Source organism: Paeniglutamicibacter psychrophenolicus (genome assembly GCF_030812255.1).
GTDB classification, from domain to species: Bacteria; Actinomycetota; Actinomycetes; order Actinomycetales; family Micrococcaceae; genus Paeniglutamicibacter; species Paeniglutamicibacter psychrophenolicus_A.
The window spans coordinates 1-13,270 of sequence record NZ_JAUSSH010000023.1 but is presented as its reverse complement, the minus strand read 5'-3'; the positions used below and the strand labels follow the sequence as shown (position 1 = coordinate 13,270).

Sequence of the window (13,270 nt, the reverse complement as noted above, 5' to 3'; positions counted from 1 at the left end):
GTCATGGACCACGCAGCGGCAACGGGGAACGCCCCGGGGCAGGCCACCGGCCCCGAGCCCGCCACCGGCCCGGAACCTGCGACCCCCATCCGCGTCTTCATCCTCGATGACCACGAACTGGTGCGCCGCGGCCTGGCCGAGCTGCTGGAGGGCGAGGGCTTCGAGGTCGTGGGCACCTCGGGGACCGCGCACGACGCCCGCAAGCAGATCCCGGCGCTGCGCCCGGATGTCTCGGTGCTCGACGCCCGGCTGCCCGACGGCACCGGCATCGAGGTCTGCCGGGACGTGCGCTCCATCGACGGATCGCTGAACTGCCTGATCCTCACCAGCTACGACGACGAGCAGGCGCTGCGCGGGGCGGTGCTGGCCGGGGCGGTGGGCTACGTGCTCAAGCAGATCGCCGGCAACGACCTGATCCGTGCGCTGCGCCGGGCCGCCCGCGGGGAATCGCTGTTCACCCCGGGGCTCAAGGCCCGGATCATCTCCGGGCTGATCGCCCACGAAAACCCGGACCCGCGCATGAAGCAGCTGACCGTCCAGGAACGCCGCGTGCTGGAACTGGTCGGCGAGGGCCTGAGCAACCGGCAGATCGGCGAGCGCATGCGCCTGGCGGAGAAGACCGTGAAGAACTACGTCTCCTCGATGCTGGCGAAGCTGGGGTTCGAGTCGCGCACGCAGGCGGCGGTGTTCGTGACCCATCCGCTGCCGGGGCCCAACGACGGGGGCACCTAGCCCGCGGGGGGCGCCTGGTCTTCGGCGGGCATGGGCACGACCCAGTGCAGCGTGGTCCCCTCCCCTGGGGTCGAGTCGATGTCCAGGGTTCCACCCAGTTCCCCGGCGCGCTGGCGCATGTTCGCCAGCCCGCTTTCGGGCCCGCCGGGGACGAAGCCGGCCCCGTCGTCGCGCAGCGTCAGGGCCAGGGTTCCGTCGGTGCGTTCCACCGTGAGTTCGACGGCGCGGGCCTGGGCGTGGCGCACCACGTTGCTCAGGGCCTCGGTGATGACCGCCAGCAGGTGGGTCAGCGTGGTTTCGTCGGTCAACGCGTCAACTTCGTCGCCCAGGCGCAGCGCCGGGGTGATCTCCAGCGGTTCGGAGGCCAGGCGGATGGCGCGCAGGATCCGTGAGCTGGGGGTCTCGGTCTCCCCCGCGTCGGTGCGCAGCGAGTAGATGGTGGCGCGCAGCTCGGCGATGGTGGTGTCCAGCTCCCCGGCCAGCCCGGTGGCCCGCTCCCGGGCGGCGGGGGTGGGCAGTTGCCTGCGCAGCGCGCTGATGCCCAGGCCCGCGGCGAAGATGCGTTGGATGACGATGTCGTGCAGGTCCCGGGCGATGCGTTCGCGTTCCAGGTAGAGCAGCACCTCCTCGCGCAGGTGGTGCATCTGGACCAGGCCGAGCCCCTGGGCGATGTTGGCGGCGAAGATCCCTGCCATCTGGGCCTCGACGGGGCGGTAGCCCGGCGCCCCGTGTTCCCTGACCATGGCCAGCAGCCCGTAGTGGATGCCGCGTGCCAGCAGTTCGGCGACCAGGGTGGCTTCCCCGTCGGCCAGTTCGCCCAGCGGGAGGATGGCCTCGGGTGCCGCCAGCAGCAGTGGCTGGCTGTTGCGCAGCACCAGCCGGTTGCGCACCCCCACCTGCAGCAGCACCCGACCGGCCAGGTGCGGGTGGACGTGTTCGCTGATCCCGGCGATCCGGTAGCCGGTGTTCTCGGGTTCCTGGCCGGTGATGGGGGTCAGCAGCAGGGCGTACTTGGACCGGGATTCGCGGCGGGCCAGTTCGGCGACGTCGTTCAGGCCCTGGGTATGGTGCCGGGATTCGCCGCCCAGCAGGGTGCCGATGCGGGCGGAGGCGGCCAGCCAGCGGGCGCGGTCCGCGGCGTCCTGGTAGAGCTGGGCGTTCTCCAGGGCCACCCCGGCGCTTCCGGCGAGCGCCTCGCCCAGTTCCCGGTCGGCCCGCGAGTAGCGGTCCTTGCCGTGCTTGGGCCCCAGGGTGAGGCGGGCGAAGTGTTGCTGGCGGGTCTTCAGCACCAGGCGCAGGCGCTTGGCCTCGTCCTTGCCCGCGGCCTCGAGCAGGCTTGCGGCGTCCTTGCCCTTGGCCAGGTGCCCCTGCTGGTGGGAGGCGTTGGTCAGCTCCAGCACCCCGGAGGTGGCGCCGAAGATCTTCATGGCTTCGTCCAGCACGCGGTGGGTGATGGCGGTGACCGAGAGGTCGCTGGCGATCGAGGCCATGGAGGCGAGCAGTTCGCGCACCCGGGCGTCGCTGCGCTTGGACATCTGCATTGCCCCTTCCCGGTTCCCCGCTTGGTGCCCCCGTCGCCGACGGCATCCCCACCTATGCGCCACCCTACCCGCGCGCGCGAGGACGGCGACAGGGGCAAGGGTGCAATAGATTGGGTGGATGGATATTCGTGTTGCCACGCAGGAAGACTGGCCGGGCCTGTGGCCCGTCATCGAGGAGGTCGTGCGCCAGGGCGAGACCTATTGCTGGTCCGTGGACGCGACCGAGGAGCAGTGCCGCGCGTGGTGGACGGGCAAGGCCGGCGGGACGGTGTTCGTGGCGGTGGACGACGACGGCGCGGTGGCGGGCACCGCGGAACTGCACCCGAACCAGCCCGCCGCCGGCTCCCACGTGGCCAACGCCGGCTTCATGGTCGCCTCGCACGCCTCCGGGCGGGGGCTGGGCCGGGCCCTGGCGGCCCATGTCATCGAGGCGGCGGCCGGGCAGGGGTTCACGGCCATGCAGTTCAATGCCGTGGTTTCCAGCAACAAGCATGCGATCCGGCTCTGGGAGTCGCTGGGCTTCGAGGTCCTGGCCGTGATCCCGCAGGCCTTCAACCACCCGGTCCACGGGCTGGTGGGCCTGAACGTGATGCACCGGTCCCTGTAGCCACCGGGCATCCGCCAACTCGAACACCATTAGAACATGGTTTCGAATGCCGGTCCGGGAACCCCGCACTCCCCACGTCCTGCCACGTACCCCATCGGCTTCGCGGCCCATGGCACGGGTCTAAAGCGCCCTGAGCAGGAAGGTGTAGAACTGCACGGCCTTCCCCAGCTCGGCGACCTCCACCGATTCGCCGGTACCGTGGATGGCACCCCGCTGGGCCTTGTCCATGCCCAGGGGCGCGAAGCGGTACACCTGCTCGCAGATCCCGGTGAAGCGGCGCGCATCGGTGGCCGCCATCATGATGTACGGGACCGGGCGGGCCTCCGTGTGCGAATGGCCGAGCGCCGCTTCCAGCAGGGCAAAGCCGTCGGAATCCATCGGAGAAATCGGCGAGGGCTCGGTGGCGCCGAGCACCGTGAAGGCGATCTTCGCATCCCGCACGCGCCGACGCACCCCGGCAATCGCCGACTCCACCGATTCGGTGACGTTGATGCGGATGTTCAGCCCCACCGCGGCCCGCCGCGCCAGCACGTTGATGCCCTCGCTGCCCTCGAGCCGGGTGGCGGCGACGGTGGTGCGCACCATGGCGGCCGGTTCCGCCCCGGCACGGGCCAGCACCTCGCCGGCCAGCCGCCCGGGGCGGGATGCCAGCTTCAGCAAGGTGCCGGTGATCCCGGGGGCGGTGGCGGCCAGGCGGCGGAAGGTCTCCTGGGTGACCGGGTGCAGGGCGGCGGGGAACGGCTTGGACTGCAACCTGCCCACGGCCCGGGCGATGCGCTGCACGGCACCGAAGCGGGGCGGAGCCGAGGCGTGCCCGCCGGAGTCCTCGGCTTCCAGCAGCAGGTCCAGGATGCCCTTCTCGCCCACCCCGATCACCCCGGCCGGGGCGTCGATCCCCGGGAACGCCTGGTGCGCCACCGCACCACCCTCGTCCAGGACCATCCAGGGGCGCACCCCGGCAGCGGTGAGGAAGTCCACCGCCTCCAGGGCGGTGGGCCCGGAGATCTCCTCGCAGTCGCCGAAGAAGAAGTACACGTCCTGCCCCGGGACGAAGCCCGTGGCGGCCAGGTCGTCGGCCGCCTGCAGGATGCAGGCCAGATCCCCCTTGTCATCCAGGGCGCCCCGTCCGTGGACGCGGCCCTGCGAAACGACCCCGGCAAAGGGCGGGTGCTGCCAGTCCGCTTCGCCTTGAACCGGGACCACGTCCTGGTGGGCCATCAGCACCACCGGCTCGCTGCTTTCGGTGCCGCGCCAATGCCACAGCTGCCCGGTGATCCCCAGCGTGTGCTGCTCGACGGCGCCGGCGATGTGCCCGAAGAGCTCGGTGAGCAGCCGGGCGTGCTTGGTGAATTCCGCCCGTTCCTCGGCTTCGCGGTCGGGCCGCGAGACCGTCCGGCAGGCGATCAGCTGTGCCAGCTTGGCCGCCACCTGCTGCGCGGCTTGGCCGGGGATTACAGCCGGATGTGGGGTGGGCGACATGTTTGACAGTCTATGCCGCGGCGCCGGGCGGTCGACCGGTCCACAGCCGTGCGCCCGCAGGCGTCTTTTCGGATCGGTTACGGCTGATCGGCGGAACCGGAGTTGCCTCGCGCGCGCACGCGCGCGAAAGGATCACCGGCCAGCGCTTCGGATTGCCCGTGGTCCCGCTCAACCCGGTGCCCGAGAAGCGCTCCCACCGCATTGGCGTAGCGCCGGAGGGTCGATAGCCTGGGGTCGGCATCGCAGGCCTCGAACTTTGAGACCGCCTGCTGCGTAACCCCCATGCGCTCGGCAACCTCGCCCTGCGACAGTCCCGCCTCACGCCGGACGCCAACCAGTTCCGCGCGCATCAACCGGTGTTCGCGCGCCAGGACCTGTGCCCTGGCCGTGATTGCCGCCGGTGTCATCGGGGCCGCCGCGCTCGCGTCTTCCTGCATGCTTCGATGTCTACCGCACAAGCCCAAGGTTGTGAAGGGCGTCGGGGCGAGGTCCATCGTCCCCCGCAAGCCGGGCGGGAGGGAAGTTGCCGCCCCTCAGGCTCCGGCAGCCGGATCCCCGGCGTCGAGCGCGGCAAGCAGCCCGGCCAGCGGGGCGGGTATCGCGTCCAGGGGCACGGCCTCGGCGAGCAGTTGGGCGTAGCGCACCTTGTTGCCGCTGCGGCCGCCGAAGAACCGGGCCAGCTGGTGTTCGACAGGCTTTCCGGACAGGTTGGGCTGGGCCTGCAGGCGGCGGAAGGACTCGAGCTCGCCCTGCCCGGCGATCACCGCTTCGACCCCCTCGATGCCCAGGGCGCGGACGAATTCGGCTTCCAGGTCCGGGTCGCAGACGAACACCGCGACAAGCACCCGCTCGAAGTCGCGCCGCTGCGCCGCGTCCACCAGGCCAAGCAGCCGCTGCCCGTCCAGCTGACCTGCCGCGCGGCGGGCGCCCTTGGACCCGCCGACGGGCAGCACGCGCGGGGTGGGCAGGCCGAGCCTCCCGGCCAGGGTCCGCACGGCGACGGCGTCGGACTCGCCTTCAACCAGCACAATCGGCATGGGGCCATGAAATCACGAAGGGAGTCCCCGGCCCAAGGGATCCGGCCGGGTTCGCGAACCCGCGGTCCGCCGGGTCCGGGAGCTACCGGCCGGCTATGGCCTTGACCGCCGCCACCACGGCGCGGGCGGCGGTGGCGATTTCCGCTTCCTTCACGGTGCGGGTGAAGCTCAGCCGCACCGCGGTGTGCGCGGTGTCCTCGTCGTACCCCATGGCCAGCAAAACGTGCGAGGGATCGGTGGACCCGGCGGCGCAGGCCGACCCGGAGGAGCACACCACCCCGCGGCGCTCGAGTTCCAGCAGCACCGTCTCGCCCCCGGTTTCGGGGAACACGAAGGAGACGATGCCCGGCACGCGCCGTTGGGGATCCCCGGTGAGCCGGGCGCGGATCCGCCCGTCGGTGTTCAGCCCGTCCAGCACGGTGTCGATGAGGTGCCTGCCGTGGCCCTGCGCGGTGCCGGTGGAGTTGGCCGCGGCGGCCAGGGACAGGGCGGTGGCGGTGGCCACGGCCCCGGCCACGTTTTCGGTCCCGGAGCGGCGTTCGCGTTCCTGCCCGCCGCCGTGGATCAGCGGCTCCAGGGCCAGCTTGCCGCGGACCATCAGCAGCCCGGCGCCCTTGAGCCCGCCGATCTTGTGCCCGGAGATGCCCAGCGCATCGACATGCGCGGCGATCTCGGCCAGGTCAAGCCAGCCGGCGGCCTGCACCCCGTCGCAATGCACCAGGGCGCCCACCGCGCGGGCGGCCGCTGCCGCCTGCGCGACGGGCTGAATGGTGCCGACCTCGTTGTTCACCGCCATCACCGAGACCAGGGTGGTGTCCGGGCGCAGCAGCTTGGTGAACGCGTCCAGGTCCAGGATCCCGAGGCCATCGACCGGGGCCACGTCGAGCTCGAACCCGTGGTGCCGCACCAGGTAGGCGCAGGCCTCGGCGACCGCGGGGTGCTCGATGGCCGAGTGGATGAGGTGGCGCCCGCGCGGGTTGCCCAGCGCCAGGCCCTTGATGGCCAGGTTGTTGGACTCGGTGCCGCCGGAGGTGAAGACCACGTCCCCGGTGCGCACCCCGAGCACCTTGGCCGCGGTTCCCCGGGCGTAGTCCAGGGCGCGGGCGGCGCTCTGGCCCATCGAGTGGGTGCTGGAGGGGTTGCCGTAGTCGCTGGTCAGCAGCGGGATGATGACGTCCAGGACGTCCTGGCGCACGGGGGTGGTGGCCGCCGCGTCGAGGTAGATCACGGGGTGTTCGCCCCGCGGCCGCGATCGATGGCGATGTCCAGGCCGAGGTCCAGGGCGCGCACCGAGTGGGTGAGCGCGCCGGAGGAGATCACGTCGACCCCGGTGGCCGCGATGGCCGCCACGGTCTCCAGCTTCACGTTGCCCGAGGCCTCGACGAGTGCGGCTCCGGCGATGCGGCGCACCCCGGCGGCCAGGTCCGCGACGGAGAAGTTGTCGAGCATGATGGTGTCGACCCCGGCGGCGAGCACCGCGTCGAGCTGGTCCAGCGAGTCGATTTCCACCTCGAAGTGCACGGTGTGCCCGAGGTTGGCCCGGGCGGTGCGCAGCGCGGCGGTGAGCTCGGAGCCGGTGCCCAGCAGCGCCAGGTGGTTGTCCTTGGCCATGACGGCCTCGGAGAGGTTGTCGCGGTGGTTGTGCCCGCCGCCGCAGCGCACCGCGTAGCGTTCAAGCACGCGCAGCCCCGGGGTGGTCTTGCGGGTGTCCACGATGCGCGCGTTGGTGCCCGCGGCCGCCTCCACGAAGGCGGCGGTGGCGGTGGCGATGCCGCTCAGGCGCTGGAGCAGGTTCAGCCCCACGCGTTCCCCGGCCAGCAGCCCGCGGGCCGGGCCGGACACGGTGACCAGCGTGTCCCCGGTGTTGAAGCGCTGCCCGTCGGCGAGCGCCGGGTGCAGTTCCAGGGCGGGGTCGGTGAGCTTCATGGCCGCGATGAAGGTGTCCAGCCCGGCGCAGATGCCCGGTTCGCGGGCGATGACCGCGGCGGTGGCCGTGGCATCGACGGGGATCAGCACGTTGCCGGTCAGATCCCCGCGCGGGTTGTCCTCCTCCAGGGCGGCGAGCACGATCTTCTCGATGGCGCGGGCGGGGACCGGGAGCAGCGTGGCGGGGCGGGCCGGGGCGGCGGTGGTGGCGATGGCCGTGGTGGTGGTGTCAGACAAGGGAGGAGATCCTTAGGTTCAGGTTTGTGGTGGCCGGCACCTGGGCGTAGCGGGGCAGGTGCCCGTTGAGCGGCCGCGGCGCCTCGGGGGCGTCGGAGCGGTAGTGCGCGCCGAGGGAGTTTTCCCGGTTCAGGGCGGCGGTGGCGATGAGCTTGGCCACCTCAAGCAGGTTGGCCCGCTCGTGGGAGGCGCGGTCTCCGGTTGTGACACGCCAGCGTGCCAGTTGTGCCAGCGCGGTGCGCAGGCCCTGCGCGGTGCGTTCGACGCCCAGGTGTGCCTGGGCCAGGGCCTGCAGCGCGGACAGCTCCATTTCCTCGGGCGCTTCGCCTCGCGCGCGCAAGTCCGCGTCGTCGGCATCCCCGGCGGCGGCGGGGTGGGTCACGATCACGTTCATGGGCGCGCTGCCTGCCGCGGTGGCGCCCGGCGGGTTGGCCGGCAGGTTCGCCACGGTGCGCCAGGCGAAGACCAGGCCCTCGAGCAGCGAGTTGGAGGCCAGCCGGTTGGCGCCGTGCACCCCGGTGCAGGCGGCCTCCCCGGCGGCGTAGAGCCCGGGCAGCGTGGTGGCGCCGGTGTCGTTGGTGAGGATCCCGCCCATCCAGTAGTGGGCGGCCGGGGTGACCGGCACCGGTTCGGCGGCCAGGTCCCAGCCGAGCTTGGACAGTTCGGCGGTGATGGAGGGGAAGCGCCGGGCCAGGAACCCGGGCCCGTGGGTGGCCTCCACGCCGCGGGCATCCAGGTGCACCGTGCCGCCGTTGGCGCGCACTGCGTGGATGGCGCGGGCCACCACGTCGCGGGGCGCCAGTTCGGCATCCGGGTGCACCTTGACCATGAAGCGCTCGCCGTGGCCGTCGATGAGCACCGCTCCCTCCCCGCGCACGGCCTCGGAGACCATGAAGCCGCCCGGGGACACCAGGGTCGGGTGGAACTGGATGAATTCGGCATCGGCCAGCGCCGCGCCGGCCCGGTAGGCCAGGGCGGCCCCGTCGCCGGTGGCACCCAACGGGTTGGTGGTCGCGGCAAAGAGCTGCCCTGCCCCGCCGGTGGCCAGCAGCACCGCCTTGGCGAAGAGGTCCTCGTGTTGCCCGTCGGTCCCGCGCACGCGCACCCCGGTGACCACGGCTGCCGGGTCCCGCTGGGCGCGGGCCGACGGGTTGGCCTCGGTGAGCAGCTCGGTGACGAAGGCGTGTTCGCGGATCCGAAGCCGGCCGGCGGCCTGCTGGGTGCGGCAGGCATTGATCAGCGCGCCGGCCAGGCCCTTGCCGGTGGCGTCCCCGCCGGCGTGCAGGATCCGCGGGTGCGCGTGCGCGGCCTCCAGGCCCAGGGCGAAGGAGCCGGAGTCGTCGGTGTCGAACCGCGCACCGGCCTCGATGAGCCGGGTGACATGGCCCCACGCGGTGGAGCACATGATCGCCACGGCGTCCGCGTCGTTCAAGTGCGCCCCGGCGGTGAGCGTGTCGGCGATGTGGCTGGCGATCGAGTCCCCCGCCGCGGCCCCGGCCGGGCCCACGGCGCTCAGTCCGCCCTGGGCGTACCAGGAGTTGGAGTCCGCCAACGCGTCCTTGGTCAGCAGGGTGGCATCCAGCCCGCGGACCGCGGCGGTCAGCGCGGCGTAGAGCCCGGCGACCCCGGAGCCGACGACCACCAGGTCGGTGCCGTTCACGGCCGTGCCGCCAGCATCCGTTCCAGGGCGACCTTGGCGTCGGCCGCCACGTCCGCGGGCACGGTGATCCGGTTCAGCACGACCCCGTCCACCAGGGACTCGAGCACCCAGGCGAGGTAGCCGGGGTGGATGCGGTACATCGTGGAGCACGGGCAGATCACCGGGTCCAGGCAGAAGATGGTGTGCTCGGGGTGCTGCGCGGCCAGCCGGTTGACCATGTTGATCTCGGTGGCGATGCCGAAGACCGAACCGGCCGGGGCCGCGGCGACGGCCTTTTGGATGTAGTCGGTGGACCCGGCGGCGTCGGCGGCGTCGACCACCGGCATCGGGCACTCGGGGTGTGCCAGGATCTGCACGCCGGGGTGCTCGGCACGGGCGCGCTCGATCTGCGCGACGGTGAAGCGCTTGTGCACCGAGCAGAAGCCGTGCCACAGGATGACCTTGGCATCGTGCAGGGTCTGGGCATCGCTGCCGCCCAGCGGCTTGCGCGGGTTCCACATCGGCATCGCCTCCAGCGGTATGCCCATGGCCTTGGCGGTGTTGCGGCCCAGGTGCTGGTCGGGGAAGAAGAGCACGCGGCGGCCGCGCTCGAACGCCCATTCAAGCACCGTGGCGGCGTTGGAGGAGGTGCACACGATCCCGCCGTGCTTGCCGACGAAGGCCTTCAGCGCGGCGGAGGAATTCATGTAGGTCACCGGGATGACCGAGGCGCGCCCGTCGGGGGAATCCTCGTCCGCGTAGAGGTCCATGAGCTGTTCCCAGCACTCCTCCACGGAGGACTCGTCGGCCATGTCGGCCATCGAGCAGCCCGCGGCCAGGTTCGGCAGGATCACCGCCTGCTCCTTGGTGGAGAGGATGTCGGCGGTCTCGGCCATGAAGTGCACGCCGCAGAAGACGATGTACTTGGCCTGCTCGCGGGTTAGCGCCGCGTTCGCCAGCTGGAAGGAGTCCCCCACGAAGTCGGCGAAGGCCACGACCTCGTCGCGCTGGTAGTGGTGGCCCAGGACCACCAGCTCATCTCCCAGGGTTTCCTTGGCGGCCAGGATCCGGGCGGTCAGTTCCGCATCCGAGGCCTCGCGGTACTCGGCCGGGATCTCGCCCTGCCGCGGGGTGTCGGCCGGGGCCACGTCGTCCTGCGAGGAGCCCGGCCCGTAGTCGGCCTCCCCGGTGTCGAAGAGCCAGGGGCCCTTGGTCAGGTCGGTGTTGCAGCTGGCCTCGGGGGAAACGAGCTTCAGGGTCTGGAGGGTGGCGTTGATGCTGCTCATGAGATGTTCTCGCTCTCAAGGGGGTGGGTGGTTGAGCCGGTGTAGCGATAGAGGCGCGGGGGGCGGTGCTTGCCGCCGGAGAGGAACTCGTCGGTTTCCTCGATGTCGGGGGTGCTGCGCAGGGTCCGGCGGAAGTTCGCCGGGTCCAGTGCCCGATCCAGCACCGCCTCGTAGACCTCGCGGACCTGGGCGAGGGTGAAGCGCTCGCCGAGCAACCGGTGGGCGATGGAGCCGTATTCGACCTTGTTGCGCAGCCGCCAGAGTGCGTATTCGATGATTTGCCGGTGGTCGAAGGCCAGGCTGCCCAGCGCCTCGGGGTCGTCCGCGCGGAACCAGGCGACGTTGGGGTCGTCGAGCAGCACCGAGGTGGCGGTGTCGTGGGGGTCGTCCTCACGGACCAGCGCCCAGTAGACGATGGAGACCACCCGGCGGGTGGGCGAGCGGTCCAGGTCCCCGAAGGCGTAGAGCTGTTCGAGGTAGCGCGGGATGAGCCCGGTGGTGTCGCGCAGGTTGTTCGCCGCGGCGTCGAGAAGGGAGTCGCGGGGGCCCAGCGGGCCGCCGGGCAGCGCCCACTGGCCGCGGAAGGGTTCGCGGGTGCGGCGCACCAGTGGCAGCCACAGGCTCTTGCGCCCGGTGCGTTCGTCGTCGCGCAGCGAGAAGATCACCGTGGACACGGCCAGTGCCGGCGGTTGTTCGCGGCGCTCGGCCACATTCGAAAACGGCAACCGACCCACCCTCCTAGTTAGTGTCATCCTGACCAGAACTAAGAATACGGCCCGGCCCGCCCGTTCACAAGCCCTGTGACGCGAAAGGTTCCCGGCATGTCGAACTCGCCGCCCGGACCCCTTGCGCGATGCGTTAGTGAGCACTAACGTATATTGTGTGCCCGACGTCCTGGAAACCGCTGCCGAACCCACCCGGCGCGCCCTGCTGAACATCCTGGCCAACGGGGAACACACCGTTGGTGAACTGGCCGAACGCTTCCCCGTGACCCGCTCGGCCATCTCCCAACACCTGTTGCTGCTGGCAGAAGTCGGCCTGGTCGCCGCCCGCAAGGACGGCCGCAACCGGTTCTACCGTCTCGACCCGGCCGGGATGGCCACGCTGCGCCGATCGCTGGAGTCCTTCTGGACCTCGGAGCTCAAGCTGCTGGTCGACGAGGCCACGGGACCGCAATCATGAACACACCCCAAGGAGACTCCCCATGTCCATTGAAAAATCGGTGTTCCTCCCGATCGATCCCGAGGCCGCCTTCGAGCTGGTGACCCGCCCCGACCGGCTCCGCCGCTGGCAAGCCGTCGCGGCGCGCATGGACCTGCGCGCCGGCGGCGAATACCGCTGGACCGTCACGCCGGGCCACTCCGCGGCCGGAACCATCAAGGAGGTCGACCCCGGCAAGCGCCTGGTCTTCGACTGGGGCTGGGAAGGCAGCGATTCCGCGGCCTCGACCGTCACCATCACCCTGGAGCCTGCCGACGGCGGCACCAGGCTCACCCTGGTGCACGAGGGACTGGCCGCCGGGGAAGTTGCCGGGCACACCGAGGGCTGGAACCACTTCCTCGAACGCCTGGTCCGCCTGGCCACCGACGGAGACGCCGGGGCCGACGACTGGGCCGCGGTCCCGGATCCGCTCAACGAGCTGGCCAGCGCCGAGGCAACCCTGGCCGTCGTCCAGCGGGTGCTGCACCAGCTCAAGCCAGCCGACCACGGGCTGCCGACGCCCTGCGAAAACTTCAGCGTCACGCAGCTGCTGGACCACCTGGTCGGTTCGGTGCACGGCATCGGCAAGGCGCTGGGCCTGCAGCTGCTCGACGACCCCTCCGCCCCGGCCGAGGCCCGCGTGGCCGACGCGGCGCAGGCGACGCTCGAGGCCCTCACCAGGCGCGGGCTGGAGGGCACCATCGACATGGGCTTCGCCCGGCTTCCGGCCGCGATCGTCGCGAACATCCTGAACCTCGAGTTCCTGGTGCATGCCTGGGACCTGGCCACGGCCACCGGCCAGACGCTTCAGGTCCACCCGGGGCTGTCCGAATACGTGCTGGGGCTCGCCCGGAACACCATCAGCCCCAAGATGCGCGGCAACAGCTTTGCCGACGAGACCTTGGTCGAGGAATCCGCCGCCAGCCTCGAACGCCTGGTGGCCTTCACCGGCCGGAGCGTCGCGGCCCGCTGAGGCGGGTCCGCGACCCAAGGAGGCATGATGGTCGACGTCAGGTGCGGGATCGTGATCCAGCGACCGCGTGCAGTAGTGGCCGGGTATGCGGGCGATCCTTCCAACGCCCCGTCGTGGCACGCGAACATCGGCTCGGCCGACCACCGAGGCGGACCGCCCCTGGGCGTCGGCACGCCCGTGGACTTCGGCGCCCGCTTCCCGGGGCGGGAGCTGAAGTACCCCTACGAGTTCATCGACGCGGTGCCCGGGCGCAGGTTGGTCATGCGCACCGCCCAGGGCCCCTTCCCCATGCAGACCACCCATACGTGGGAAGACGTGGGCGCGGCAACGCGCATGGTCCTGGCCAACACCGGCGAACCCGCCGGGTTTTCGAAGGTTGCCGGATTCCTGATGGCGCCGATGATGCGCCGGGCCATGGGCCAGGACCTGCGCAAGCCCAAGGCCCTGCTCGAGGCCGGGGCAGCCGACGGCTGACCCGCAAACCGCTGCGCCGCCCAGGCTCCCCCGCCCCGGGGGGGGGGGGGGCGCCGGGGGGGGGGCCGCGGGGGCGGCGGGGCGGGGGGGGGGGCGGGGGGGGCTGCGGCGGGGCGGGCGGGGGGGGGTGGGGGGCGGG

The 13,270-nt window shown here is 71.7% G+C and carries 14 protein-coding genes; 5 read left to right on the top strand and 9 right to left on the bottom strand.

The features are described 5' to 3' along the window. The first annotated feature begins 3 nt into the window (after nucleotides 1–3). The gene (locus tag J2T21_RS20205; protein WP_307583935.1) at nucleotides 4–732 is read left to right on the top strand and encodes a response regulator; all 729 of its coding nucleotides are present in this window, start codon (nucleotides 4–6) and stop codon (nucleotides 730–732) included. On the opposite strand, the gene J2T21_RS20200 is transcribed toward J2T21_RS20205, so the two are convergent. Beyond that, nucleotides 729–2,267: a GAF domain-containing sensor histidine kinase gene (locus J2T21_RS20200; RefSeq protein ID WP_307583934.1), complete on the bottom strand. Its 1,539-nt coding sequence runs from the start codon at nucleotides 2,265–2,267 to the stop codon at nucleotides 729–731. The genes J2T21_RS20205 and J2T21_RS20200 overlap by 4 nt on opposite strands. Before the next feature lie 124 nt (nucleotides 2,268–2,391). Here J2T21_RS20200 and J2T21_RS20195 point away from each other — a divergent pair, with 124 nt between their 5' ends. Continuing rightward, on the top strand, nucleotides 2,392–2,880 hold the full coding sequence (locus J2T21_RS20195; protein ID WP_307583933.1) for a GNAT family N-acetyltransferase: 489 nt from the start codon (nucleotides 2,392–2,394) through the stop codon (nucleotides 2,878–2,880). Between the two features lie 120 nt (nucleotides 2,881–3,000). Here J2T21_RS20195 and J2T21_RS20190 read toward each other — a convergent pair whose 3' ends face one another. The 8 genes from J2T21_RS20190 to J2T21_RS20155 form a co-directional block, all read right to left on the bottom strand. After that, nucleotides 3,001–4,359: a M20/M25/M40 family metallo-hydrolase gene (locus J2T21_RS20190; protein WP_307583932.1), complete on the bottom strand. Its 1,359-nt coding sequence runs from the start codon at nucleotides 4,357–4,359 to the stop codon at nucleotides 3,001–3,003. Nucleotides 4,360–4,436: 77 nt separating this feature from the next. Further along, nucleotides 4,437–4,796: a helix-turn-helix domain-containing protein gene (locus J2T21_RS20185; protein ID WP_307583931.1), complete on the bottom strand. Its 360-nt coding sequence runs from the start codon at nucleotides 4,794–4,796 to the stop codon at nucleotides 4,437–4,439. A gap of 96 nt (nucleotides 4,797–4,892) precedes the next feature. Beyond that, the gene (locus J2T21_RS20180) at nucleotides 4,893–5,396 is read right to left on the bottom strand and encodes an ATP-dependent endonuclease (protein WP_307583930.1); all 504 of its coding nucleotides are present in this window, start codon (nucleotides 5,394–5,396) and stop codon (nucleotides 4,893–4,895) included. A gap of 82 nt (nucleotides 5,397–5,478) precedes the next feature. Next, on the bottom strand, nucleotides 5,479–6,624 hold the full coding sequence (locus J2T21_RS20175) for a cysteine desulfurase family protein (RefSeq protein ID WP_307583929.1): 1,146 nt from the start codon (nucleotides 6,622–6,624) through the stop codon (nucleotides 5,479–5,481). After that, nucleotides 6,621–7,535 (bottom strand): carboxylating nicotinate-nucleotide diphosphorylase, encoded by a 915-nt coding sequence (gene nadC / locus J2T21_RS20170; RefSeq protein WP_307583967.1) that lies wholly within the window; start codon nucleotides 7,533–7,535, stop codon nucleotides 6,621–6,623. Before nadC ends, J2T21_RS20175 begins: the two co-directional genes overlap by 4 nt. A gap of 16 nt (nucleotides 7,536–7,551) precedes the next feature. Then, entirely contained in the window at nucleotides 7,552–9,219 is a 1,668-nt protein-coding gene (nadB, locus tag J2T21_RS20165) for an L-aspartate oxidase (RefSeq protein WP_307583928.1), read from the bottom strand. Next, nucleotides 9,216–10,484 (bottom strand): quinolinate synthase NadA, encoded by a 1,269-nt coding sequence (nadA, locus tag J2T21_RS20160; protein ID WP_307583927.1) that lies wholly within the window; start codon nucleotides 10,482–10,484, stop codon nucleotides 9,216–9,218. The genes nadB and nadA overlap by 4 nt, the downstream gene beginning before the upstream one ends. Further along, entirely contained in the window at nucleotides 10,481–11,209 is a 729-nt protein-coding gene (locus J2T21_RS20155) for an NUDIX hydrolase (protein ID WP_307583926.1), read from the bottom strand. The genes nadA and J2T21_RS20155 overlap by 4 nt, the downstream gene beginning before the upstream one ends. A gap of 136 nt (nucleotides 11,210–11,345) precedes the next feature. Here J2T21_RS20155 and J2T21_RS20150 point away from each other — a divergent pair, with 136 nt between their 5' ends. From J2T21_RS20150 to J2T21_RS20140, 3 genes are read left to right on the top strand one after another with little or no spacing between them, the layout of a single operon-like run. Further along, complete coding sequence (locus tag J2T21_RS20150; protein ID WP_307583925.1) at nucleotides 11,346–11,666, top strand: ArsR/SmtB family transcription factor; 321 nt, start codon at nucleotides 11,346–11,348, stop codon at nucleotides 11,664–11,666. 22 nt (nucleotides 11,667–11,688) lie between these two features. Further along, complete coding sequence (locus J2T21_RS20145) at nucleotides 11,689–12,657, top strand: TIGR03086 family metal-binding protein (protein ID WP_307583924.1); 969 nt, start codon at nucleotides 11,689–11,691, stop codon at nucleotides 12,655–12,657. A gap of 24 nt (nucleotides 12,658–12,681) precedes the next feature. After that, nucleotides 12,682–13,131, top strand: a complete 450-nt coding sequence (locus J2T21_RS20140; RefSeq protein ID WP_307583922.1) for an SRPBCC family protein — start codon at nucleotides 12,682–12,684, stop codon at nucleotides 13,129–13,131. The last annotated feature ends 139 nt before the right edge of the window (nucleotides 13,132–13,270 follow it).

Coding starts and splice junctions, on each gene's coding strand:
- J2T21_RS20180 (WP_307583930.1), bottom strand. CDS start 5,396: ATGCCGATTGTGCTGGTTGAAGGCGAGTCCGACGCCGTCGCCGTGCGG.
- J2T21_RS20200 (WP_307583934.1), bottom strand. CDS start 2,267: ATGTCCAAGCGCAGCGACGCCCGGGTGCGCGAACTGCTCGCCTCCATG.
- J2T21_RS20140 (WP_307583922.1), top strand. CDS start 12,682: ATGATGGTCGACGTCAGGTGCGGGATCGTGATCCAGCGACCGCGTGCA.
- J2T21_RS20185 (WP_307583931.1), bottom strand. CDS start 4,796: ATGCAGGAAGACGCGAGCGCGGCGGCCCCGATGACACCGGCGGCAATC.
- J2T21_RS20145 (WP_307583924.1), top strand. CDS start 11,689: ATGTCCATTGAAAAATCGGTGTTCCTCCCGATCGATCCCGAGGCCGCC.
- nadA (WP_307583927.1), bottom strand. CDS start 10,484: ATGAGCAGCATCAACGCCACCCTCCAGACCCTGAAGCTCGTTTCCCCC.
- J2T21_RS20195 (WP_307583933.1), top strand. CDS start 2,392: ATGGATATTCGTGTTGCCACGCAGGAAGACTGGCCGGGCCTGTGGCCC.
- J2T21_RS20190 (WP_307583932.1), bottom strand. CDS start 4,359: ATGTCGCCCACCCCACATCCGGCTGTAATCCCCGGCCAAGCCGCGCAG.
- J2T21_RS20205 (WP_307583935.1), top strand. CDS start 4: ATGGACCACGCAGCGGCAACGGGGAACGCCCCGGGGCAGGCCACCGGC.